Source organism: Thiocapsa bogorovii, assembly GCF_021228795.1.
GTDB classification, from domain to species: Bacteria; Pseudomonadota; Gammaproteobacteria; order Chromatiales; family Chromatiaceae; genus Thiocapsa; species Thiocapsa bogorovii.
Genome location: NZ_CP089309.1, coordinates 5,220,321 through 5,244,187, shown reverse-complemented (window position 1 = coordinate 5,244,187; position 23,867 = coordinate 5,220,321). Strand labels below are relative to the sequence as shown.

The 23,867-nt window shown below is 64.3% G+C and carries 20 protein-coding genes; 6 read left to right on the top strand and 14 right to left on the bottom strand.

From position 1 onward, the window contains the following. Positions 1-225 precede the first annotated feature (225 nt). Complete coding sequence (locus LT988_RS23350) at positions 226-921, top strand: cupin domain-containing protein (RefSeq protein WP_232407908.1); 696 nt, start codon at positions 226-228, stop codon at positions 919-921. Positions 922-950: 29 nt separating this feature from the next. Here LT988_RS23350 and fghA read toward each other — a convergent pair whose 3' ends face one another. The 5 genes from fghA to LT988_RS23325 form a co-directional block, all read right to left on the bottom strand. After that, positions 951-1,796: an S-formylglutathione hydrolase gene (gene fghA / locus LT988_RS23345; protein ID WP_232407907.1), complete on the bottom strand. Its 846-nt coding sequence runs from the start codon at positions 1,794-1,796 to the stop codon at positions 951-953. A gap of 210 nt (positions 1,797-2,006) precedes the next feature. Then, entirely contained in the window at positions 2,007-3,116 is a 1,110-nt protein-coding gene (locus tag LT988_RS23340) for an S-(hydroxymethyl)glutathione dehydrogenase/class III alcohol dehydrogenase (RefSeq protein ID WP_232407906.1), read from the bottom strand. A gap of 293 nt (positions 3,117-3,409) precedes the next feature. Continuing rightward, a complete protein-coding gene (locus tag LT988_RS23335; RefSeq protein WP_232407905.1) occupies positions 3,410-4,087 on the bottom strand; it encodes a uracil-DNA glycosylase family protein in 678 nt (225 codons plus the stop codon). Further along, positions 4,084-4,665, bottom strand: coding sequence for a DinB family protein (locus LT988_RS23330; RefSeq protein WP_232407904.1), 582 nt, complete (start codon positions 4,663-4,665; stop codon positions 4,084-4,086). Before LT988_RS23330 ends, LT988_RS23335 begins: the two co-directional genes overlap by 4 nt. Next, on the bottom strand, positions 4,662-6,335 hold the full coding sequence (locus tag LT988_RS23325) for a glutamine--tRNA ligase/YqeY domain fusion protein (RefSeq protein WP_232407903.1): 1,674 nt from the start codon (positions 6,333-6,335) through the stop codon (positions 4,662-4,664). Before LT988_RS23325 ends, LT988_RS23330 begins: the two co-directional genes overlap by 4 nt. Before the next feature lie 415 nt (positions 6,336-6,750). Between LT988_RS23325 and LT988_RS23320 the strand changes: the two genes are divergently transcribed. After that, positions 6,751-7,074 carry a DUF1840 domain-containing protein gene (locus LT988_RS23320; RefSeq protein ID WP_232407902.1) on the top strand — a complete coding sequence of 108 codons (324 nt, stop codon included), beginning with the start codon at positions 6,751-6,753 and terminating at the stop codon, positions 7,072-7,074. 165 nt (positions 7,075-7,239) lie between these two features. Further along, positions 7,240-7,428, top strand: coding sequence for a hypothetical protein (locus LT988_RS23315; RefSeq protein ID WP_232407901.1), 189 nt, complete (start codon positions 7,240-7,242; stop codon positions 7,426-7,428). Positions 7,429-7,502: 74 nt separating this feature from the next. Here LT988_RS23315 and LT988_RS23310 read toward each other — a convergent pair whose 3' ends face one another. The 7 genes from LT988_RS23310 to LT988_RS23280 form a co-directional block, all read right to left on the bottom strand. Beyond that, complete coding sequence (locus LT988_RS23310; protein ID WP_232407900.1) at positions 7,503-8,096, bottom strand: SOUL family heme-binding protein; 594 nt, start codon at positions 8,094-8,096, stop codon at positions 7,503-7,505. A 161-nt stretch (positions 8,097-8,257) separates the two neighbouring features. Then, on the bottom strand, positions 8,258-9,259 hold the full coding sequence (locus LT988_RS23305; RefSeq protein WP_232407899.1) for a DUF4912 domain-containing protein: 1,002 nt from the start codon (positions 9,257-9,259) through the stop codon (positions 8,258-8,260). A 50-nt stretch (positions 9,260-9,309) separates the two neighbouring features. Further along, positions 9,310-10,539, bottom strand: coding sequence for a polysaccharide deacetylase family protein (locus LT988_RS23300; protein ID WP_232407898.1), 1,230 nt, complete (start codon positions 10,537-10,539; stop codon positions 9,310-9,312). Positions 10,540-10,830: 291 nt separating this feature from the next. Then, positions 10,831-12,921 carry a glycogen debranching protein GlgX gene (glgX, locus tag LT988_RS23295; RefSeq protein WP_232410642.1) on the bottom strand — a complete coding sequence of 697 codons (2,091 nt, stop codon included), beginning with the start codon at positions 12,919-12,921 and terminating at the stop codon, positions 10,831-10,833. Positions 12,922-13,198: 277 nt separating this feature from the next. Beyond that, a complete protein-coding gene (locus LT988_RS23290) occupies positions 13,199-14,350 on the bottom strand; it encodes an MFS transporter (protein WP_232410641.1) in 1,152 nt (383 codons plus the stop codon). A gap of 198 nt (positions 14,351-14,548) precedes the next feature. Then, on the bottom strand, positions 14,549-15,640 hold the full coding sequence (gene aroC / locus LT988_RS23285; protein WP_232407897.1) for a chorismate synthase: 1,092 nt from the start codon (positions 15,638-15,640) through the stop codon (positions 14,549-14,551). Between the two features lie 2 nt (positions 15,641-15,642). After that, entirely contained in the window at positions 15,643-16,995 is a 1,353-nt protein-coding gene (locus LT988_RS23280; RefSeq protein ID WP_232407896.1) for a TolC family outer membrane protein, read from the bottom strand. A 256-nt stretch (positions 16,996-17,251) separates the two neighbouring features. Between LT988_RS23280 and LT988_RS23275 the strand changes: the two genes are divergently transcribed. Continuing rightward, positions 17,252-18,217: a hydrolase gene (locus LT988_RS23275; protein WP_232407895.1), complete on the top strand. Its 966-nt coding sequence runs from the start codon at positions 17,252-17,254 to the stop codon at positions 18,215-18,217. Between the two features lie 76 nt (positions 18,218-18,293). On the opposite strand, the gene LT988_RS23270 is transcribed toward LT988_RS23275, so the two are convergent. Continuing rightward, entirely contained in the window at positions 18,294-19,136 is an 843-nt protein-coding gene (locus tag LT988_RS23270) for a hypothetical protein (protein ID WP_232407894.1), read from the bottom strand. Between the two features lie 150 nt (positions 19,137-19,286). Then, complete coding sequence (locus LT988_RS23265) at positions 19,287-21,365, bottom strand: molybdopterin-containing oxidoreductase family protein (RefSeq protein ID WP_232407893.1); 2,079 nt, start codon at positions 21,363-21,365, stop codon at positions 19,287-19,289. Positions 21,366-21,462: 97 nt separating this feature from the next. Here LT988_RS23265 and LT988_RS23260 point away from each other — a divergent pair, with 97 nt between their 5' ends. Together LT988_RS23260 and LT988_RS23255 are read left to right on the top strand one after the other, a co-directional pair. Then, positions 21,463-22,215, top strand: coding sequence for an ATP-binding cassette domain-containing protein (locus LT988_RS23260; RefSeq protein WP_232407892.1), 753 nt, complete (start codon positions 21,463-21,465; stop codon positions 22,213-22,215). Positions 22,216-22,229: 14 nt separating this feature from the next. Then, a complete protein-coding gene (locus LT988_RS23255; protein ID WP_232407891.1) occupies positions 22,230-23,828 on the top strand; it encodes an ABC transporter permease/substrate-binding protein in 1,599 nt (532 codons plus the stop codon). Positions 23,829-23,867: the final 39 nt, after the last annotated feature.

Below are 23,867 nucleotides of genomic sequence, written 5' to 3'. Positions count from 1 at the left end.
CCTTAATCAAAACGACTCTCGTTGGATGGCGTCGGAGATCGGGTCCCGTGCCGTCAATCCAAGTCGCAATCGTGCACTGCCTCCCGAAGACAGATGTCGTTGGAATGAAACGGATGACAGTCTTGGCCTTGGCGGTCCGTTGACGAGGGGGTCGACCGCCGCAACTTACTCGTCGACGATGCTGATACTCCCCGGCCGATCCGCGCTCTGATGATGGAAGTCCTCATGCACACCCTAAAGTCCCCGTCCTCCCCGGCCCTGGCCGACGTCAACGCCGACACGACTCAGCGCGTGGTGATCAAAACGACGTCGATGCCCTGGGAGCCCAGCCCAAGCGGCACCGTCTCGCGGAAGCCGCTGTACCGAGAGGGGGGCGAGTCGGGCCCCGTGACCAGCCTGGTGCGCTATGCTCCGGGAGGGGCCTTTCCTGAGCACGCCCATCCGGAGGGCGAGGAGATCCTGGTGCTGGATGGGGTCTTCTCCGACGAGCGCGGCGACTACCCGGCCGGGACCTTCCTGATGAATCCCCACGGCAGTCGACATTCACCGCGTTCGCAGACCGGGTGTACCCTGTTCGTGCGTCTGCGTCAGTACCCGGGGATGGATCGGCCGCGTCTGGTCGAGAACACGACCGCGAGGGACAGTTGGCGACCCGGACTCGTAGACGGGCTCGAGGTACGACCCCTGTATTCGCAGGGCGGTTATCCGCAGAGCGTCGCGCTGGTGCGGTGGGCACCCGGGACGCACTTCCAGCGCCACACGCATTGGGGCGGCGAGGAGATCCTGGTACTCGAGGGCGAATTTGCCGACGAGCATGGACGCTATCCGCAAGGGACCTGGATCCGCAGTCCGCACATGAGCCAACACACCCCCTTCTCGGACGTAGGGTGCCTGATTTACGTGCGCGTCGGCGGGCTATGACACGAGGCTGATCGGGCCCGCAAACGGGCTCAGCTCCGAGCCGTCAGAGCACGCGCGTGATAGGCCAAATGCTCCCCGATGAAGGTGGCGATAAAGTGATAGCTGTGGTCATAGTCGGGCTGCATCCTCAGGATCAGCGGGATGCCGCGCTCCTTGCACGCTTGCGACAAGGCCTCGGGTCTGAGCTGGCCTTCGATGAGAAACTCGTCGTCGGTCCCCTGGTCGATGAACAAGGGTAAGGACTCGGCACCCGCGCGGATCAGCTCGGTGGCGTCCCAGTCCTTCCAGCTCGGCGTATCCTCGCCCAAATAGGCGGCGAAGCAGCCTCGACCCCAGGCGGATTCGACCGGGTTACAGATGGGCGCGAATGCGGAAACCGAGCGGTAGAGTCCGGGGTTCTTCAGTGCGCTGATCAAGGCGCCGTGCCCGCCCATGGAATGCCCGGTGATGGAGCGCCGTCCGGGGATGAGCGGCAGCTCGCGCTCCACCAAGGTCGGCAGCTCCAGATTCACGTAGTCGAACATCCGATAGTGCGCCGCCCAGGGCTCACGCGCCGCGTTGATGTAAAAGCCGGCTCCCTGCCCGAGATCGTAACGGTCCGGCGCATCGGCCACCTGCTCGCCGCGCGGGCTGGTGTCCGGCATCACGAGCGCAAGGCCCAGCTCGGCGGCATAGCGCTGAGCGCCGGCCTTGACCCGGACGTTGTCGTCGGTGCAGGTCAGCCCGGAGAGAAAATAGACCGCCGGAACCGGCGCGGCCTCGGCCTGAGGCGGCAGGTAGACCGAGAAGGTCATGCGGCAATTGCAGGCGGCGGAGTCGTGGGTATAGCGCTCCAGCCAGCCGCCGAATTCGCGAATGTGTTCGATGCGTTCCATCGTGACCTCCTTAAACCGCGCCCAGCGCGGTATGCGATGTTCTTGGACGGGATCGGCCCTGGCAGATTTGACGCCCGCTGGAGACGGCGCGGTTTGAGAAACTAAAAAATAAACCATCTTGAACCATTTTAAACCGCGTCCCCGTCAAGGGCCGTTGACGCATCAAACGTTGAGTTCACTCGAAAGTGAGCATCTCGCTCTGGACGCGATTTAGAACACGATGACGGAGCGGATGCTCTCGCCATTGTGCATCAGATCGAAGGCATGGTTGATGTCTTCCAGCGGCATGGTGTGGGTCACCATCCGGTCCACCTCGATCTCGCCGGCGAGGTATTGCTCGACATAGCCGGGCAGTTGGCTGCGACCCTTGACGCCGCCGAAGGCGCTGCCCTTCCAGGTGCGGCCGGTCACCAGTTGAAACGGCCGGGTGCGGATCTCCTGACCGCCACCGGCCACGCCGATGATGGTGGACACGCCCCATCCCATGCGGCAGCACTCGAGCGCCTGTCGCATCACGTCCACGTTGCCGATGCACTCGAAGGAATAGTCCACGCCGCCCCGGGTCATCTCGACGATGGCCTCGGTGACGCTGCCCGCGAGATCCCTCGGGTTGATACAGTCGGTGGCGCCGAGCTGGCGGGCCATCTCGAACTTGGCCGGATTCAGGTCGATGCCAATAATGCGGGCAGCCTTCGCCATGACAGCGCCCTGGATGACGGACAGGCCGATCCCGCCGAGACCGAAGACCGCGACCGTCGATCCGGCTTCGACCTTGGCCGTATTCAAAACCGCACCGATTCCGGTCGTGATTCCGCAACCGAGCAGGCAGACCTTGTCGAGCGGCGCCGCGGGATTGATCTTCGCCAAAGCGATCTCGGGCACGACCGTATATTCGGAGAAGGTCGAGCAGCCCATGTAATGGAAAATCGGCTTGCCCTGGTGTGAGAAGCGACGTGTCCCGTCCGGCATGTAGCCGGTCCAGACCGTCGAGGCGATGGATTGGCAGAGGTTGGACTTGGTCGAGTGACAGTATTCGCAGTCTCCGCACTCCGGGATGTAGAGCGGGATGACATGGTCGCCCGGTTTCAGACCCTTCACGCCCGGGCCGCATTCCACCACCTCGCATCCGCCTTCGTGTCCGAGCACGCAAGGGAAGGCACCCTCCGGATCCTGTCCGGACAGCGTGAAGGCGTCGGTATGGCAGACGCCGGAGGCGATGACCTTGAGCAGGACCTCGCCCGTCTTCGGACCCTCGACGTCGATTTCTTCGATGGACAGAGGCTTCGCAGGCTCCCAGGCGACGGCGGCACGTGCTTTCATGGTTCTCTCCGGTGGTGATCGGCGGAAGGGGGCGCCGCAGGCGCGACGCGGAAGCGAGTGTTCCCGAATTAAACCGCGCCCAGCGCAGTATGCGACGTTTTTGGATGGGATCGGCCCCGGCAGACTTGACGACCGCTGGAGTCGGTGCGGTTTAAGATTCTAAAAAACATACTATTTTAAACGGCGTCCTGGCCAAAGGTTGTGGATCCACCAAACGTTGTGCTCACTCGAAAATAAGCATATCGCTCTGGACGCGGTTTAGACCGATCGCGACGACACGACCGAGTCTTGCATCAGGTTGCGCCGATCCGACCGGCGCGGGATGTTTGCACCACAGGAGAAGACATCCGAATCTCCTGCCAGGCCGGGTGCGCGTCGATCAGCGACAACGCTCTCGCGAGCAACGTCTTGCCCGGCTCCATCTTGAACCAGGTCGAGGCTCCCGATGGATGCGGGAGAGGGATGAGGTCGGCCTCCAAACCGCTCGGTGAGCGATAGGGCCATTGGGCTCCGACGACATCGTTCAGACGCTTGGACGCCATGAACTGAGTGATGGCGAGCTTGCCGACCGGGATGATCAATCGGGGCCGCGCGATCTCGACCTCCGTTCGCCACCAGCCGCTGCATCGCTCCACCTCTGCGGCATCGGGAACCCGATCGCCGCCTTTCGGGTTTTTGCCCGGAAAGCAGCGACAGACGGCACTCATGAGGGCACGGCTGCGAAAGGTCGACTCGTCGATCCCGATGGATTCGAACCAACGAAAGAGCGTCTTGCCGGCGGTCCAGCAAAACGGAATGCCCTGCAGGATCTCACGCGTGCCCGGGGCCTGGCCGACCATCATGACCGGCGAGATGACGGCCTGACCGTGCACGGGTGGCCCCTGCATCCCGGCGCAACGCCGGCAGTCGACGAGATCGCGATAAAGGCGCGCGAGGCCATCGGGGCCGCGCGCCTCCTCGGCCGCACTCATGATTGGAGGCGCCGCAGGATCCTTTCGATCTGGGCACGATGCGTTCGATTGTGAATCGCGGCCACGGCGTGCCACTGGCGGGCGTTGAGTGGGCCGAACCAAGGATGCGGGTGGCGCTCCCGCGCGCGCAGCGTACCCAATCGCTGGACCACATCCGTGTAGCGCTCGACAGCGGCTTCCAGCGCAAGGATCCGGTCCGGCCCGGCGTCCTCATGCGGACGGACGTCCTCCAGACCGATCTCGGCGCCGTGATTGGGATCGGTGCAGATCGCGTGGATCAGGACCATCACCGCGGTATTGACCATGACGAGATGGTCGAGCGTCATGTAGACGGACCAATCGCGGCTGCTCTCCTCGATCCCCGGAAAGCGCGCGATCCGGACCCGAGCTCTCCCCTGCTCTTCCGAGAGGCCTTGCGCGAGTGTTCTGGCCTGCAGAGCATCGCGCCGGAACGCCCGCAGGATCGCTGCCGGGGACACGAAGGACGCGTAAAGACGCAGCCCGAGATCAGCGGCGCGACGCTCATGCCACGGGATCCGGGCAGGAGCAGCCTTGAGATCGTCTCGCGCGTCGCTCATGGCCGGCTCTTACCCCAGGTATCGCGGAGCCCGACGGTGAGATTGAAGACGGGGCGCTCCGGCGTCGAATCGGCGTCGACCACGAAGTAGCCCTCGCGTTCGAACTGAAAACGGGCGCCCGCCTCGGCATCCTGCAGTGCCGGTTCGAGCACTGTGCCGGTGAGGATGCGCAATGAATCTGGGTTGATGTCGGAACGAAAATCGGCCCCGCCGGCGCCCGGCACCGGGACGCGGAACAGCCGATCATACAGCCTGACTTCGGCCCGCACCCCATGATCGGCCGACACCCAATGGATCACGCCCTTCACCTTGCGGTCTTCCGGATTGCGGCCGAGCGTTTCGAGGTCGGCGGTTACCCGAAGCTCGACGATATTGCCCTCTGCATCCTTGACCACCTCCTCGCAGCGGATCACATAGGCGTTGCGCAGTCGCACCTCGCCGCCCGGGATCAAACGCTTGAAGCCTTTGGGCGGGACCTCCTCGAAGTCCGTCCGGTCGATATAGATCACGCGTCCGAAGGGGACGGTACGTAGGCCCAGCCTCTCGTCCTTGGGATGATTGCGCGCCTCGATCGACTCGGTTCGGCCCTCTGGATAGTTTGTGATCACCACCTTCAGCGGACGCAGCACGGCCATGCGACGCGGCGCCGTCGCATCCAGGTCGTCGCGAATGGTGCTTTCGAGCAGGGCCATCTCGACCAGGTTGTCGGATTTGGTCACCCCCACACGCTCGCAGAAGTCACGGATCGCACCCGGCGTGTAACCACGACGCCGCAGTCCGGCGACGGTCGGCATGCGCGGGTCGTCCCAACCGTGGACATGACGCTCGCCGACCAGCTCGGTCAGGCGTCGCTTGCTCATGACCGTATATTCGAGATTCAGCCGGCTAAACTCGATCTGACGCGGCTTGCAGGGCACCGAGACGTTGTTCACGCACCAGTCGTAGAGCGGGCGATGGTCCTCGAACTCGAGCGTGCACAGTGAATGGGTGATGCCTTCCAGCGCATCGGAGATGGGATGGGTGTAGTCGTAGGTCGGATAGAGGCACCAGGCGGAGCCGGTCTGATGATGGACAACCCCGTGCTTGATCCGATAGAGGACGGGGTCTCGCAGGTTGATGTTCGGGGAAGCCATGTCGATGCGCGCGCGCAGGGTGCGGGCGCCGTCCGGGAATTCGCCGGCGCGCATCCGTTTGAAGAGGTCCAGATTTTCCTCGACCGAGCGGTTGCGGTAGGGGCTGTCCCGTCCGGGCTCGGTCAAGGTGCCGCGGTAGCTGCGGGTCTCTTCGGCGGTCAGGTCGCAGACGTAAGCCAGACCCTTTTCGATCAGCTCGATGGCGAATCCGTAGAGTTGCTCGAAGTAATCGGACGCGAAATAGACCCGTTCTCCCCAGTCGAACCCGAGCCACCGCACATCCGCCTTGATGGAGTCAACGAACTCGACATTTTCCTTGTGCGGATTGGTATCGTCGAATCGCAGATTGCAGGTGCCCCCGAACGCCTGCGCAATGCCGAAATTCAGCACGATGGACTTGGCATGCCCGATATGCAGATAACCGTTCGGCTCGGGCGGGAAGCGCGTGACGATACGCGTATGCTTGCCGGCGGCCAGATCGGCTTCGATGATCTGGCGGATGAAATTGGTTCGTGGCGTCTCGACGGTGTCGCTCATGATGCTCTTAAACCGCGCCCGGCGCGGTATGCGATGTTTTTGGATGGGATCGGCCCCGGCAGACTCGACAAGCGCTGGAGGCGACGCGGTTAAAGGTATTCAAAATTATATTTGTCAATGTCTTAAACCGCGCCTCACCGAGACGTCCGTCGTGGCGCAAAGCTGGAGAAAGCCACAAAACGACGTTTCTCGCTCTGGGCGCGGTTTAACTGAGATTGGCGGGTGGGCCGTGCGATCCCCGAATCGGCCCCGAGCACCGCATTCTAGCGTCTGCCGCCCGGATTGAAAGGGTCGCGGACGGCTTGAGATCCGCGCCCGAGGGCCTCGGGTAAAGGACGCCCTTACCGCGGCGAGTTGCGCTATCCTGACCTACCGCCCATTCGAGACACACTCAGCCCACTCGAGGTCATCGTTCATGCTGGTCACATTTCGAACCAAGGCCTATGCCAACATCACCATGTTCGGCGACGTCGCCGTCGCCCTCCTCAAACTCATGGGACACAGCGGTGCAGTCCCGGGGGCACTGATGCCGGAGGATATCCCGGCGGCATTGTCAAGACTGAAGGCTGCAGTGGAGGAGCACGCGGAGGAACCGCTCGACCCGGCTCCCAGCGGCACTCAACCGTCACCGCAGGACGGCAAAGAGGGCCAATATGTGAGTCTTGCCCATCGGGCGCTGCCTTTGATCGAGCTGCTGACCGCAGCGGCGGCCGACGGCGAATATGTCATGTGGGACTGACGCGCGCCCCAGGCGGTTGCTGATTTCCATGAAAAGGACAGCGTTGAGTCGCGGTCCGGTCGAAACGATCTCCGGAGAGTCGCGGGGCGCCAACGCGAGGCGCAGCAGCAAGGCGGCGGCAAGATCTTCCATCGTCAAACCACTCTCAAGCCGACCGGAGGCCAGATGGATTACTCCACCTTCAAATCACTGCAGGCCCTATTGTTCTTCGGCAGCGCCATGGGATTTTGTCTGTGGCAGCTCGCCGTGACGCGACGAATCCGGCGCGAGGACGCCGAGGCGCGTGAAAAGCAGCAGGCCAAGTCGCCGGGCGCGGCGCCGATTCTCTCCGAACGATCCGCCGAGACCCGTTGAGAGAGGCCGGTTTGCTCGTCGCATGCGACCCGACGAGCATCGATCTCGGCCAAACTCGGAATCGGAGCACTCGGTCAAGGGTTCGTCCCGGACTCCGCAACCTCGACCATGACCTCGTTTCGTCGCATAAACCAGAGCGAGAAGGGCGAGTTGTAGCGCGCATAGACGGGTGCGGCGAGAGGCTTCAGACCGGCTTCCTCAACGGCACGCAGCAGCCGGGTCTCGTTCTCGCGATAGCTCTTTTCGGTCCAACGGCCGGAATAGCGGCGCACCGCCATCAGCTTGCCGGGCTCTTCACGCAGGCGCACACGAGGGTCGCTCGGCTCGGGCAGGGTGTCCAGCGTAAACCGATCCGGCATGACGAAGCTGACCACGAAGGTCTCGCCTTCGGCCCCCCTCGCAGGACGCTGCACCACGGGTGCAGTCATCTCGATGCGCTCGCCCTCGTCCGCCGCAGGCCGTTGGCTGACCGGCGCCGTCATCTCGATCTTGGCCTTCGCGCGATTGTCTCCGAAGATGTAGCCGGCGAGGATGCGAAACGCCTGATTCCCGGCCTCGTCGAAGGGGCCCGCGACCTCGGTTTCCGCAACGGCATACGGCGGATAACGCCGAAGCTCGAAATCCGGAAAGGTCCGAACAACCGTGTAATCCGGTTCCTCGACGGCCATCGCAGGAGTCCCTCCAAACACCAGAAGAAGGGCGCAGACCAGGGTCGTCGTCCTGCGCAGAGTATTCAATCTTGATCCGATCATCAGAAGTGCACCTTGTTCCCATTATCGACATCGACCTCAACGGGGTACTAGTGGCCGTACCCTTCCCGCCTGCGCGCTTAGGCGTCCGTGGAGCGATCGGGCAGGTTCGGAGGATTGAGCTCGAAAGCCCGCTTGATCAATTCCGGATCATCGACCCGAATGACCAGCTGGAAACGGCCTCCCGGTCCGACACGGTAGGGGTGTCCGAAGAGATCAATCAGCGAGCCGGGTGCGGCACAGCCGTTGACACGAAGCTCGGCCTCGATCATCAGCTCGGTGCTGCCCGGCGTCGGCTGGCCGTAACGCACGGGCGCGGTGGGCGATAGGCTCGAGCGCCGGCCGGGTGAATCAGCCGGCTCGGGGACGGCAACTTCGCTTCGCAATCCCGACACCGGGTCTCGCGACGCTGAGGCTTCGGAATCGAAATCCGACGGCGTGGTCGTCGATTGATCGGTGCGACCAGGTTGTAACGGGCCCTCAGCGAACGGCTTGGCCTCGCGGTGGTGAGCAAAGCCCGGATCGCGACCGGGGCCCTGATCGAGGCCCGCACGGCGCCGCGCCAAGACGTCGACAGCGCGGATCCCCGGCTGCTCGGGAACAGTAGGCGGCGCGTTGAACTGCTCGCGCGGCTGTATTGACGGCGGCGCTGTAGATCCCGTCTGCGGATGATCCGTTAGGGGCCTCGCAGACGGCGCCGGCGCCTTGATCGACCTATCGGTGGGTATCTTCGGGCGCTCGGCTGGCGACAAGCGGATATCGACCCGCGCGCCGTGCTCCAGAACATTTGAACGGGTGAGCATCACCCAACCACCGGCAGCGTCGCTCAGACCCAACTCGGCGTCGTAACGCGACGGCCTAGGATCGACCGCAAAGATCTGCTCCCCGTGCCCCCCCGGACCCCGCAGCGGCAGGGTGACTTCCTTCACCTGCGTTGTACCGCCGGCGTCAAGGCGCCGTAGACGCAGCACCGGCACCGGCTTTGCGCCGCCGCGTGCGAAACCGGCCGTGGCGGGGATCACGTCGTCGCCCGAGAGGTGCCAGAAGGCGCAAAGTCCACCATCGCCTGCGCTTGCGAGCACGAGATGCGTCCCTCGTTCTCGTAAGGGGAACCGTGGAACAAGCGTCCGTTTCACTCCGCGAGGCCGCCCAAACCAAGCCCTGTCGCATTCGCCCGGGGCGGCTGCACAAGCGCGATCTCCGCCGCGTCCAATGCGAGCGATGCGTCATGGGTGCGTTCCTGCAGATACGGGATCCAGGAATCGCCCCAAAAGAGAAAGCAACTGGTCTCGGCCTCGAGAATCAAGCGACGAGCACGCGACAGGGGCTCCCCGCCCTGAGCGGCCGCATCCGCGGATCCACGCACGAGCTGCCAATAGCGGGCACTGAGCCGTGCGACCTCCGCGACCGCTTCGCGCTGCCGCTCGCTGCCCGCCCACTGTGAGAGATCCTCTCCGGAGGTGGATCCGACGTTCCAGGCACCGGTTTGGATCTGCGCATAGGCCGTCGGCGTCGCCCGCCCGAGATAGTCCCCGAGACGTACCGGGATGATCGGGCAGGTCCCGTCGCGCACCTGCTCCATGTAAGGCGCGAAGAAGTGACCGAAAAATCCGGATGGCTCGTGGGTCTGGCGAAACCAGCCGCCGTTCTCGCCGTCCGACCAGGTCGTGACGAGCCGCCTCTCGTCCGGCCTCGGCGAGCCTGCCGTCCGCCACAGGACCTCGTCGCGAAACCAACGCGGGTTGAGTCCGCTCTCCTGGGCGTTGGAGACATCGCGATCGCGCGGAACGACGCTGATGCAGACGCCCTCATGGCAGGCGATATAGGGGCGAAAGACGTCGCTGACGCCGTCCTCCGGCCGGACATGCACGCCGTCGACGACCACATAGTCGTAGCCGGCCTGCACCAGCGCGGGAATCATCGCCATGGTGAAGGCCATCTCCGGGGGCCAAAAGCCGCGCGGCGCGCGCCCGAAGACCTGCTCCATCTGCGCCCGTCCCAAGGCAAGCTGCTCCGACCAATCGGCATGCGGTATCAAAGGGAAGATCGGGTGGGAGTAGCCCATGCCGATCAGCTCGATGTTGTCGGCTTCTCGGTAGCGCTCGAGCATCGCCGGAATGTCGACGATGTGACGATACCGGTCGACGATCTCCGGATCGATAAGCTGCTCGAGCAACACACCTGAAAACCCGACATGCAGCCTTGCGACGTCGCGATACTCCAGGGCGTAGCGCGGCACGCGCTCATAGCACCGAATGATCTCCTCGGCCTCCCAAGGATTGGCATCGATCAGGAGGCGCAGGTTGCCCGGCGGCTGGTGCATGTGCAACCCGAGGGCGTGATAAATGTCGGTCCGAGTCATGAATCACCACAGTCAGGGAGATGCCTGTCTGGATCGTCGGCGCCTTAAACCGCGCCCGGTTCGATACGCGTAGTGTTTTGGATTGGCTTGGCCGCGTCAGCTCCGACAACGGTCGGAGCTGACGCGGTTTAAGGGATGAAAGGAGATTTAAACCGCGTCTCCACAAAGGTCGGAGCCGGCGCGGTTCAAAGTATTAAAAATATATCATTCTAAACCGCGTCTCCGCTAAGGGCCGTGAATGCACCAAACGTCGAACTCACTCGAAAGTGAGCATCTCGCTCTGGACGCGGTTTAGCGTCCCTCCAAGATCTGAATACTACGCGAACGCACCAGGACCGACGCGGTTTCGAGCGCAATCTGATCCTCGGGCAGGATCAGATCGGTCGGGCTCGCCCGTCCGGTGTCGAGCGCAGTGAACCACCGACACTGCTCGATCTTCGGAATCTCGAAGCGCTTCGCCTCGGCATCCATGTTGATGAGCACGCAGAGCAAGTCCTCGTCTTGGCGCGCGCGCGCCAAGGTGAAGGCGAGCACCCGAGCGTCCGGGTCGTCCCAAGGCGGATCGCCCGGCGTGGTTCCATGCCACACGACATCCGGAAAATCGCTGCCGTTGCGCGGCTGTCCGGACAGGAAGTGGCGGCGACGCAGACTCGCATGACGCTTGCGCAATGCGATCAATCCGCGCACGAACCGCAGCATATCGCCGTTGCGCTCGACCAACGACCAGTCGAACCAGCCGACGGGGTTGTCCTGGCACCAGGTGTTGTTGTTGCCTTGCTGGGTACGCAGCACCTCGTCGCCGGCCAACAGCATCGGGATACCCTGGCTCATGAACATCAGGGTCAACAGATTCTTGGCCTGACGTCGGCGCAGCGCGAGGATCTCGGGGTTCTCGGTCTCACCCTCGACCCCGCAGTTCCAGCTCAGGTTGTTGTCGGTCCCGTCGCGATTATCCTCGCGGTTCGCATGATTGTACTTGCGCTCGTAGGAAACGAGATCCCAGAGTGTGAAGCCGTCGTGGCAGGTGACGAAGTTCACGCTGTTGATGGGCTGACGCAGGTTGGCCTGGTAGAGGTCGCTGCTGCCCGCGAGCCGGGTCGCGATCTCCGGAACCAGCCCCGGGTCGCCGCGAACGAACCGCCGCACGCTGTCGCGAAAGCAGCCGTTCCATTCCATCCAGCGATAGCCCGGAAAGCTGCCGACCTGATACAGACCGGCGGCATCCCATGCCTCGGCGATGATCTTGGACGCGCTGAGCGTATCGGAGAGCTCGATCGCCCAGAGCACGGGCGGATTGGCCATCGGCCGTCCGTCCGAGTCCCGTGCCATGGCGCTGGCGAGATCGAAACGGAAGCCGTCCACATGCATCTCGCGGACCCAATACTCGAGGGCGTCGATGATGAAACGAGACACCACGGGGTGATTGGCGTTGACCGTATTGCCGCAGCCCGTGAAGTCCATGTAGATGCGTTTGTCCAGACTGTCCAGGCAATAGAAGGTCTCGTTGCCGAGCCCCTTGAAGCTCATGATCGGACCGCCGTTGCCGCCCTCGCTGGTGTGGTTGAACACCACATCCAGGATGACGCCGATCCCGGCCTTGTGGAGGGCCTTGACCATGTCGCGGAACTCGCGCCGATGCGTGCCCTGCTCGGGCGTGACGCAGTAACCGGGATGGGGCGAGAAAAAACCGAAGCTGCTGTAGCCCCAAAAATTCCGTAGCCCGGCCTCCCAGACACCCGGCGGGACGTCCTGCTCGTCGAACGCCATGACCGGCATCAGCTCGACATGTGTGATGCCGAGATCCTTCAGATACGGGATCTTTTCGATCAGACCGAGGAAGGTCCCGGGGTTATGCACGCCCGAGCTGGCATGGCGGGTAAAGCCGCCGACATGCAGCTCGTAGATGATCGTCTGCTCGGTCGGGCGGCGGATCGGCGTGTCTCCCTCCCAATCGTACTCTTCGGCAAGGACCAGGGCGCGGGGCGAGTCATGCGGCTTCACCCCCTTGTTCAGGCGACTCCAGCGATCCCAATGCGACAGGTTGACGGCGCGCGCCCAGGGGTCCAGCAGCTCGGTCCCGGCGTCGAAACGCCAACCGTGCGCACGGGGCTCGAACGGACCTTCCATGCGCCAGGTGTAGTGGGTTCCCGGCGGAAGATCCACGACGAGAACATGCCAATAGAAGAACGTGTGGTTGACCTCCGGATCCAGCCGAACGACCTGGGAGGGCTCCGCGCTGTCCGCGCTCCGATACAGCAGCAGCTCGGCCCCGCAGGCATGGCGGCTGAACACGGAGAAGTTGACCCCGTCGTCTTCGACGCTCGCCCCGTTAGGGTAGCGCCGACCCGGTAGGATCTGAAAAGGACCTTGATCGACTGGCATGGCTGTGATGAATGAGCTCAAACCGAGAAAGCTCGGTGCGGTTGGCGGCGTCGGCGGACCCGCGAAAGGAAATAGAATAACACGCGACCCGTTAAACCGCGTCCAGAGCGAGATGCTCATTGTCGAGTGCGTTCGACGTTTTGTGCACCCACGACCTTTAGCGAAGGCGCGGCTTAAACTTTAACGTTTTTAATACCTTAAACCGCGCAAGCTCAGTCGTCTGAGCTGGCGCGGCCCAGCCAATCCAACAAACGACGCATGCCGCAACGGGGGCGGCTTAGTGGCCGGCAACCTTCGTCGGGGAACGATCCACCCAGCGCCAGGTCGCGAGCAGTCCAAGCGCTGCGGCACCCGATGCGATCCCGAACGTGACACCTGCACCCGCGCTGCTCCAGAGCAGCCCCCCGATCAGACTGCCGAGCGCCCCGCCGGCACCGAAGCTCAGGCTGTTGTACAGGGCCTGTCCGCGCCCCTGGGTGCGTCCGCGAAAATACTGATGGACGAGATGGATCGCGGCGGCATGGAAGGTCCCGAAGGTGGCGGCGTGCATGAGTTGGGCAAAGATCGCAATCGCTGGGATCGCCACGAAGATACCGATCAGAATCCACCGAACGACCGCGATCGCCAGACTCCAGATCAAGACATGGCGCGCGCCGAAACGCTCAAGCAGGTTGCGCATCACGAGAAACACCAGCACCTCGGCGACCACGCCGAGTGCCCAAAGCGCGCCGATCGCGGAGGTCGAGTACCCCATCGCGGCAAGATGAATCGAGTAAAACGCGTAATAGATCCCGTGACTCGCCTGCATGAGAAAGCATGCGGCGAGGAATGCCCTGACGTCCGGACGCGCCAGGAGCGCGCGCAACGACAGGGTGGCGTGCCCCCCGGTGACGGGCGCACTGTCCGGGACCGCCAGGGTCGAGAGCCAAATGCCGACGAAAAGGATGAGCACCCAGATCGGCACCACGCTCATCGGCGCCGACTCCAACTGAACGCCCAAAATCGCGACCACCAAGATGAACCCGACCGAGCCCCATAGCCGAATCAGGGCGTAGCCCGCAGGCCGATGACGCAGGTGATTGAAGGTGACCGCCTCCATCTGCGGGAGCGATGCGTTCCAGAAGAAGCTGAACAGGACCATGGCCGCCGCGATGGTCCAAAAGCGTTCGGCCGGAAAGACGCCGATAAAGGTCACCGCCGAGACCAGCGCGGCGAAACGCACGATCGGCATTCGCCGACCGGTGATGTCGACGATATGCCCCCAAAGCATCGGCGCGACGATCTTGGTGCCCACCAGGATCGCCATGAGTTGGCCGATCGCCAGGGCGTCGAACCCCTTCGATTGCAGATAGGGGCCCCAAAAAGGCACCAAGGCACCTAGGGCGGCGAAATAGAAAAAATAATAGCCGGAAAGTCGCCAGTAGGGCATCGCGTCTGGCCAAGCGCTAAACCGCGTCCGTCGTGACATGCTTACTTGGGGTCCTGAATCGACCTCGGGCGGGCCCTTGGGGCCACAGTCGACGCGCTTTCGTTCATTGAGGCTTTCCCGCCCCGCGCCTCGTGGAGGTCGCGGCCAGGGATCACGGCGAACAGGTGTCGAATCGACGCCTGTTGTTACGGATGCGGTTCAGGCGGGGATAGGCGGTGTCGGCGGGACGACCCCGGCGTTCTGGCCGCGATGCCGCAGCAGGTGGTCCATCAGGACCAATGCGAGCATGGCCTCGGCGATGGGTGTGGCACGAATTCCGACGCAAGGGTCGTGTCGCCCCTTGGTGACCACCTCCGTCGCATGACCGGCGGTGTCGATGGTACGACCCGGCAGCCGAATGCTGGAGGTCGGCTTCAACGCGATGCGCACCAGCACGTCCTGGCCCGAGGAGATCCCGCCGAGCATGCCGCCGGCGTGGTTGGAGAGAAACCCCTCGGGGGTCATCTCGTCGCGGTGCTCGGTGCCCTTTTGCTCGACGCAGGCGAAGCCGGCGCCGATCTCGACACCCTTGACGGCGTTGATGCTCATCATGCCGTGGGCGATGTCGGCATCGAGCCGATCGAATACAGGCTCGCCGAGACCCGTCGGCATGCCGCTCGCCACGACCGTGATCGCCGCGCCGATGGAGTTGCCTTCTTTACGCAGCTCGTCCATGTACGCCTCGAGTCGAGGCACCGTCTCGGCACAGGGGCAGAAGAAGGGGTTGCGCTCGACCTGATCCCAGTCGAGGCTTGCGGGGCGGATCGGGCCGAGTTGCGACAGATAGCCGCGCACCAAGATACCGGCGTGCTCGGACAGGTATTTCTTGGCGATCGCCCCGGCCGCGACCCGCACGGCGGTCTCCCGCGCCGAGGAACGCCCGCCGCCGCGATAGTCGCGTCGACCATATTTCTGGTCGTAGGTGTAGTCGGCGTGACCCGGCCGATAGCGCGCGGCGATCTCCGAGTAGTCCTTGGAGCGCTGATCCTCGTTGCGGATCAGCAGCCCGATAGGTGCTCCCGTGGTCACGCCTTCGAAGACACCCGAGAGGATCTCCACGGTATCGGACTCGCGCCGCTGGGTGGTGTGACGCGACTGCCCCGGCTTGCGTCGATCCAAGTCACGCTGCAGATCCGCGGCCGCGAGTGCAAGGCCGGGGGGACAGCCGTCGACGACGCCGCCGATGGCCGGACCGTGGCTCTCGCCGAAGCTGGTGAAGACGAAGACGCGCCCGAAGCTGTTCCCGGACATCTTCAGTAGGCCGGGGGCTGCACGGTGTCCGAGGGATCGAGCCAGGCATTGCCCCTGGCGATGATGTCCCGCGTCAGGGTGCTGGTCGCCTGGTGCAGACGCACGCCGTTGAGGATGTAGTCGTAGCGCGAGCTCAGATAATCGAACTCGGCCTGAAACAACAGGCGCTGAGCATTCAGAACGTCGACCTGGGTGCGGGTTCCGACCTCCTGGCCGGCCTCCGTGGACTCGAGCGACGAGCGCGCCGACACCACCGCGGCTTGTCGCGCCTGCACATCGGCGATGCTCGACATGACGCCGCGAAAGGCGTCCTTCACCTGTTGATCGACCTGACGGCGCGTCGCGTCGAGTTGGTCCTGCGTCGCGCGGAAGTTGAAACCGGCCTGGCGGGTTCGAGACGCAACCGCGCCGCCTTGGTAGATGGGCACATTGACGGTCAGTCCGACGAAGCCCGTATCCGAGTCGGTGTTGAACTCCGCTCCCGATCGCGCGATGTCGTAGCCGGCCTGCAGATCCACCGAGGGATAAAAGCCAGAACGCTCGATCTCGATGGACTTCTTGGCTGCACCGACCGCCTCGCTTGCGGCAATGATGCCGTAGTTCCCACGCATGGCGGCTTCAGCCCAGGCATCGATGTCGTTCGGGTCCGGCGGCGCGAGCGGCAGCTTATCGCCCAGACGCGCGAGCGGCACGCGGATCGGGCCGACGATTCGGCGCAGCGCCTCCCAAGCGTTGTCGAGGAGGTTTTGCGCCGAGATCAGATTGGCGCGCGATTGATCGTAAGCGGCCAAGCTGTCGTTGACGTCCGTGATGGCGACCAGTCCGACCTCGAAGCGCTGCCGCGATTGCTCGAGTTGGCGCTCGTTCGCCCGAACCAACGCGGCCTGCACAGTCACGGCGTCGGAAGCGCGCAAGACCTGGAGATAGGCATCGGTCGTATTGACCATCAAGGCGATCTGGGCATCGCGGTATTGCGCCTCGGCCTGGGCAATAATGTTTTCGGTCTGACTCAAGGTCATCCAGTTAGCCCGGTTGTAGACCGATTGGCTCACCACGGCCTGGACCCCCTGGGTGCCGAAGGTATCGTTTCGACTGAAACTCGTCCCGAAACTGGTGGTCCCGCTCGCATCGACGTTTTGATAGTCCGCCGTGCCGACGACGCTCAGATTCGGCAAGAGCAGGGCTCGAGCTTGGGGTTTCACCTCGCGTGTCGCGAAGAGATTTTGCTCGGCCTCGCGAATCGTCGGGTCGCTCTGAACTGCCAGGTCGTAGATCTGAAGCAGATCTTCGGCTTGGCTCGCCGTTGCCAGACCGCAAAGTAGTGCGGCGATCAGGGTCGAAAGGCGTGTTCGCATGTTGGCTTCCTTGGTCGGGCTCGCGGGGTCAGGTGGTACCCTGAAGGGCGCCAGTATAGGGGACAAACAGCCCGCCTCTCAATCTGGGGAGCTCGGCACGCGCAATCAAACCCGGTGCGGTCACGCCGACGCGCCTATCCTGCACGAGCCGATCTCGCCGAGCCGCCGCCGAGAGCAACAGCGGTTCGGAGAATGCCGGCTCAGCCTGCGCACCCTCGGTCAATTCGGCCTGGATCACAAGGAGACTTCGTCCACCATGGGCGCGATCACACGCAGCACCTTCCGACCGGCCTGGTGGCTTCCAGGTGCACACCTACAAACGCTTTGGCCGAGTCTGTCGCGGCCGCGGCGGCGACCCGATCTCGCGCGCCGACGCATCGAGCTGGCGGACGGCGATTTCATCGATCTCGCGATCGGCCGTGGCGCCGGACCGCGAGTCCTGGTGATTCATGGGCTTGAGGGCGGGCTCGAGTCTCACTATGCCGCGACTCTTGTTGCCCGCCTGGAACGCGAGGGCTATCAACCCCTTTTCATGTTCCTGCGCGGCTGCTCCGAGGAGCCCAATCGGCTCGATCGGGCCTACCACTCGGGTGCCACCGAAGACCTGGCCGAGGTCCTCGCCGTCCTCCGTGCGGACCCCCAGGGTCCGCCGGCCGCCGCGATCGGTTTCTCGCTCGGCGCAAACCTACTGCTGAAATATCTCGGGGAAACCGAGCAGCCCGCCGTCGGATCCGCCATCGCGGTGTCGGTCCCCTTCGTCTTACGCGATGCCATGCTCAGACTGGATATCGGATTCTCCAAGATCTATCGGCGCTATCTGCTCGGAAAGCTCAAGGTCAGCCTGCGGCGGAAGTTCGCCGGGCGGCGCTTCCCGCTCGACGTCGATTTGGACGCCATCCGTGATTTCAACGCGTTCGACGACTCGGTAACCGCACCCCTGAACGGGTTCGAGGGCGTCTTCGATTACTACAGCCGGGCGAGCTGCCGGCAGTACCTTCCGACCATCCGCACCCCGACGCTCATCATCCAGGCCGTCGACGATCCATTCATGTTTCCGACCACCATCCCTTGGGAGCATGAGCTCGGCCCAGGGATCACCCTGGAGCTCGCCGATCACGGTGGCCATGTCGGCTTCATCGACGGCCGCTGGCCGTGGCGTGCGCACTACTGGCTCGAGGATCGGATCGTCAGCGGCCTAAGGAAGACATGCCGACCGGGCTAAATGGGCGATTAAGGCGAGCTACGGGGAGGGTCTACCGGGTGCATGCATAGGCCGGTGGTTGGTGCTCGAAGATCGCTCAGGCGAGGGTGCGCCCCGTCAGTCTCCGCAGAACCTCCAGCCCGACATCTTTCTGCGAGCAGCGCAGGATCGCCGCACGATCGGCGGTGCGGGTATCGAGATCGATCCGGACACCCTGCTCGGCCGCGGCCTCGCGCTGCGCTTCGCCGATCGGCATCTCGCCGAAGACCGAGATCACGAAACCACCCGGTATCCGCGGCGGCGACCTGAAAGCGTCCCCATCGACCAGCGCGACCCAGGCCGGAATGAAATCGGGACCGTAGAAGTCGAAAAATCCGTTCGATCCCCGCAGGTGCACCTCGATCGGTCGCCCGCCGATCATCTCCAGGTTGCACAGACCGCTATAGCCCTTCAGGTGTCGGGCAACCCAATCCGCCATCAACGGCTCCAAGTCGGGCAGATCGGCTCCGACCTCCCAATAGATCGGTCGCTCCCGATCCTTCTCGGTCGAGCCGCGGGTATGGGCAAACCAGACTGCCCGTCCGTCCTGCACAAGACAATCGCTGCTCGTGTGCGGACCTTCGAGCCGCTCGCACCAGAAGCTGCCCGGCTCGATCGGCACGGCGTCGGCGGGCAACGCGCGGGCGCGCACTGCCATACCGGCAAGATTGACGATGGGCTTGACGAACACCTGCGCATCGGGCGCGATCCCGCAGTCGCGCGGGTCGACACCGCAGGGCGCCGCACGCAAACCCGCATCGAGCGCAAGAGAGAGCTTGTCGTAGACCTGTCGATGCGCGGGGTTAAGCCGCCAAGCGGCTGCATCGTTCACCCCGACATCGCACCGGGGCGAAGGTTGGAACAAGGACTCGCGTTCGGGCAGTACACCTATGAAGGACACGTTCTAGGACCTCGGGTTGGGGGTTAGCCTCCCGCCTCCTGCGACAAGTCTCTGCGGATTGGAAATAACCTTTCAAGATCCAGGGCTCACGCCTGCAATCCCACAAGCTCCGTCTGAAGGCTGAAGGCTGAAGGCTGAAGGCTGGGGGCTCTAAACCACCCGCTCCACCTGACACAAAAGCGACTTGAAGGGCGGAAACCCACTGATCGGATCCAGGTGCTTGTCGTCGGTCAGCTCGTTGATGTTCGCGTCGTTCCGACCGTGGGTGCAATGCACCACGCCCGGCTTGATCCGGTCGGTCACCTTGGCGAGGAATCGCACGGAGCCGCGCGGAGAGCTGACCATGACCGGATCGCCGTTCTCGATGCCGCGCGGCGCCGCGTCGTCCGGGTGGATCTCGGCCAGAGGGTGCGGGACCGCGCGGCGCATCCGCTCGATATAGTTGTGCTGCGAATGAGTGTCGAACTTGGTGCGCGCCCCGCTGGTCAGGACCAGCGGATAGTCGACCGCCAGCGCGGGTGTGGAGATCGGGCTCTCGGCCGGCTCGCGATAGATCGGGAGTCCATCATGACCGGCCTCGCGCAGCTCGTCCGAGTCGAATTCCACCTTTCCGGTACGCGTGCGGAAACCACGGAGCCGATAGAGTCGATCGGCATCCATAAAGCCGCTCTCGACCAGATCCTCAATCGCCTCGGCATAAACGACCACGCCGTCAGGGTTGTCGTAGACCTCGCGGCGGATCTCCTCCGGGATGCCTTCGGCCGCCTCGGCCCAGGAGGCGGCAAGGTCGCCGTTCCAGAATTGGTCCGCCATGCCGAGTCGCACGCCGAGCTGCAGGAAGATCTCGCCGTCCGGACGCGCCTCGCCCTTGGGCGCGACGACCGGCCGGCGATAGCGCAGCTCGCCCTGATAGGCACAGCCGGGATAGGCGATCAGCGCGGGGCGCTCCAGACTGGTCGCCGCCGGGAGCACGAAGTCGGCCATACGGGTGGCCGGGTTATGAAAAAAGTCGGTCGCCACGAAGAAATCGAGGGCGCCGAGCGCCTGCTCCATCCGCTTGGAGTTGGGCCACATGGCGGTGTTGATGCCCATCGCCAACAGGGCCCGAATGGGTTGCGGGCGCCCGTCCAGGATGCAATCGGGCAGCAGCATGCTCTGAGCCGCCGGCCAATAGCGTGTCCAGACTGGATAGACCTCGTCGCCGACGCGCGGCGGGAGATGGGTGCGGCAGTAGTCGAACAGCTCGATCGGTTTGGGCGCGGCCTTGTCGTTGAAAAAGCGGTTGCCGCCCTCGCGGTCGAGGTTGCCGGTCACCGCCGAGAGTAGGATGACCGCGCGGTGGTTCTGGAAGCCGTTGCTGTGCTGGACCGTCGCGGTGGGTGACAGCGTGATCTGGGCCGGCGGCGTGGTCGCGAACAGCTCGGCAGCCCTCCGCAGATCCTGCTCCGCGATGCCGCAGATCTCGGCGACACGCGCCGGCGTGAAGTCGCGGACATAGTCTCGGAAGCCCTCGACACCGTTGGCCCATTCGTCGAGGAAGGCCTGGTCCTGCCAGCCGTTCTCGAAGATCAGATGATGGAAGCCCAAGGCGAGTGCGCCGTCGGTCCCGGGGCGGATCGCCAGATGGATATCGGCCTCCTCGGCGAGCGGCGTGCGACGCGGGTCGACCACGATGAGGGTCTTGCCCGGCCTGCGCAGGACCAGCGGGTGCGTATCGAAGGGCGGAATCGAGCCGCGCGGGTTGGTCGACCAGATGAGATGGCAACGCGTCTTCGGCGAGACCACCGTCGACGTGGTCTTGATCTTGTAGCCGAAGGTCACCTTCTCGGCCACCATGGTCGCCGAGAAGCAGCAACCGCTCTCGGTCAGGTAGTTCGGAGAGCCGAAGGCGTGCGCCAGACGCTGCAGCTGGGGACGGGCCTCCTTGGTGTAACCGGCGAAGAAGCCGACGGCCGGCGCGCCATGCTCGGCCTTCGCAGCGCTGAGACGCTCGGCGATGGTGTCGAGGGCCTCGTCCCAGGAGACGCGCTCGAACTCGCCGCTCCCGCGCGGACCGACGCGCTTGAGCGGATAGAGGATGCGGTCGGGGTGGTTGCGTCGGTCCAGCTGCACGTAGCAACGCGGACAATCGGGGCCTTGGACGCGAATCGGCTCGCCGTCGTCGTCAAGCTCGACCTGAATCCCGCAGTTGGCATCACACTCGTAACAGGTACTGGTTTTCCACGACATACGGCGAGAATCCTGAAGCTCCTTTTGACGATGCACTGGAATTCGAGCCAAGAGGCACGAATTCAAGCGCTCATGCACAGCCGACGGGAATCATGCGATGCTGAGATTCGAGGGGATCCTCAAAGACTACGGCGGTACACCGGCGCTCGCAGGTGTCGACCTCGATGTACCGGAGGCGCAGACCACCGTTCTGATCGGCCCTAGCGGTTGCGGCAAATCCACATTGCTGCGTCTCGCCGCCGGTCTGATCCGGCCCGATCGTGGCCAGGTCTGGTTCGAGGGCGCCCGGCTGGAGACCGGAAGTATGCGCCCTGCCCGGCTGCGCATGGGTTACATGATCCAGGACGGCGGTCTCTTCCCGCATCTGAGCGTACGCGACAACGTGACATTGATGGCGCGCCAGCTCGACTGGCCGCGCGAGCGTCGCGAACAGCGTCTCGCCGAGCTTGCGGACCTGGTGCAACTCCCGACCGAGCTGCTGGCGCGCTACCCGATCGAGCTTTCCGGCGGTCAGCGTCAGCGCGTCGCCCTCATGCGCGCACTCATGCTCGACCCCGACCTCCTATTGCTCGACGAGCCGCTCGGAGCGCTTGACCCCATGATCCGCTTCGAGCTGCAGCGCGAGCTTAAGGGCATCTTCGCCAGACTCGGCAAGACGGTGCTGATGGTGACGCATGACCTGGCGGAGGCGGTCTTCTTCGGGCATCGGATCGTCCTGCTGCGGTCCGGTCGCATCGTCCAGCAGGCCGAGCCGCGGGTGCTCCTCGACAGTCCCACAGAACCCTTTGTCGCGCAGTTCGTCGCAGCGCAACGCGAGCCGCAGCGCATCTTGCTAGGAGCGGGAGGATGAGGCGCGGCACATCGATGAGGGCCTCCAGCCGCCGGCTTCCAGCCGTCGTCCTCGTGCTTGCGACCGTCGTCGCCGTGCTGCTGGCCATCGGACTCGCCGGCTGTTCGCCCGAGCCGTCCGCCGAGGAATCGACACCCCGCCCGGTGACGATCGGCTCGAAGAAGTTCACCGAGTCGGTCATCTTGGGCGAAACGCTGCGCCTGCTGGCACTCGACGCCGGCCACCCGGCGCGTCATCGCGCTGAGCTGGGCGGGACACGCATCCTCTGGGGCGCGCTGCTGAGCGGCGAGATCGACATCTATCCGGAATACAGCGGCACACTGGCCCGCGAGATCCTGGCCGACGAGGACGTCTCCTCGCCCGAATTGCTGGAGGCGGCGCTCGCGTCGCGTGGGGTGCGATCATCGGCCTCGCTGGGGTTCGAGAACACCTACGCGATCGCGGTACCCGAGGTCTTGGCGGAGCAGCTCGGCCTACAACGCATCTCCGATCTGCGCGACCATCCGGACCTGAGACTCGGCTTCAGCAGCGAGTTTTTGGATCGCGCCGACGGCTGGCCGGGCCTGAGACAGCGCTACCGACTCCCCCAAACCCGCGTGCAGGGGTTGGATCACGACCTGGTCTATCGTGGCATCGCCGCCGGACATCTGGACGTGACGGTGGTCTACACCACGGATGCCGAGATCGCCCGCTACGGGCTTCGGATGCTCGAGGACGATCTGGGCTATTTCGAGGACTACCAAGCCATCCTGCTCTACCGCGCGGAGCTGGCCGAGGAGGCGCCCGACGCCGTGACCGCCTTTCGCCGTCTCGAAGGCGCCATCGACGAACCCACCATGGCGGGCATGAACGGGGCGGTGAAGCTGGAGGGCGACTCCGAGCAAACGGTCGCCGCTCGCCTCTTATCGGAGCGCCTCGGGCTCGCGGTCAAGGTTTCGGGTCGAGGTTTCTGGAGCCAGCTCGGCCAACGCACGCTCGAGCATCTGGGACTGGTCGGGGTCTCGCTCGGCGCGGCCATTCTTTTCGCCGTGCCGCTCGGTGTGCTGGCGGCGCAGCAGGCGCGGCTCGGTCATCTGATCCTGGGCATCACCGGGATGATCCAGACCATCCCCTCGCTCGCGCTCTTCGTCTTTCTCATCCCCTGGCTCGGGATCGGCTGGCTGCCGACGGTCGTCGCGCTCTTTCTCTACAGCCTCCTCCCCATCGTGCGCAACACCCACGCCGGGTTGATGGACATCCCGGTGCCGGTCCGCGAATCGGCCGACGTCCTCGGGCTGACCCGCGGCGCACGCCTGCGCCTGATCGAGCTGCCGCTGGCCGCCAACACCATTCTGGCCGGGATCAAGACCTCGGCCGTGCTCAATGTCGGCACGGCCACCGTCGCGGCACTCATCGGCGCCGGAGGTTACGGACAGCCGATCCTCACCGGGATTCGCCTGGACGACACCGCGCTCATCATGCAGGGCGCCGTCCCGGCTGCGTTGCTCGCGCTCGGACTCCAAGGGCTTTTCGAGTTTGCCGAGCGCTGGGTGGTGCCGCGCGGGCTGCGCTTGAAACCGACGGACGGGGTCATGGCAGACGCGGATCCCAATCCCGAAAGACCCCGGCCATGAGCGTGCCGGGTGTCCTTGCCCCGGCTCGGGCAGGCGACT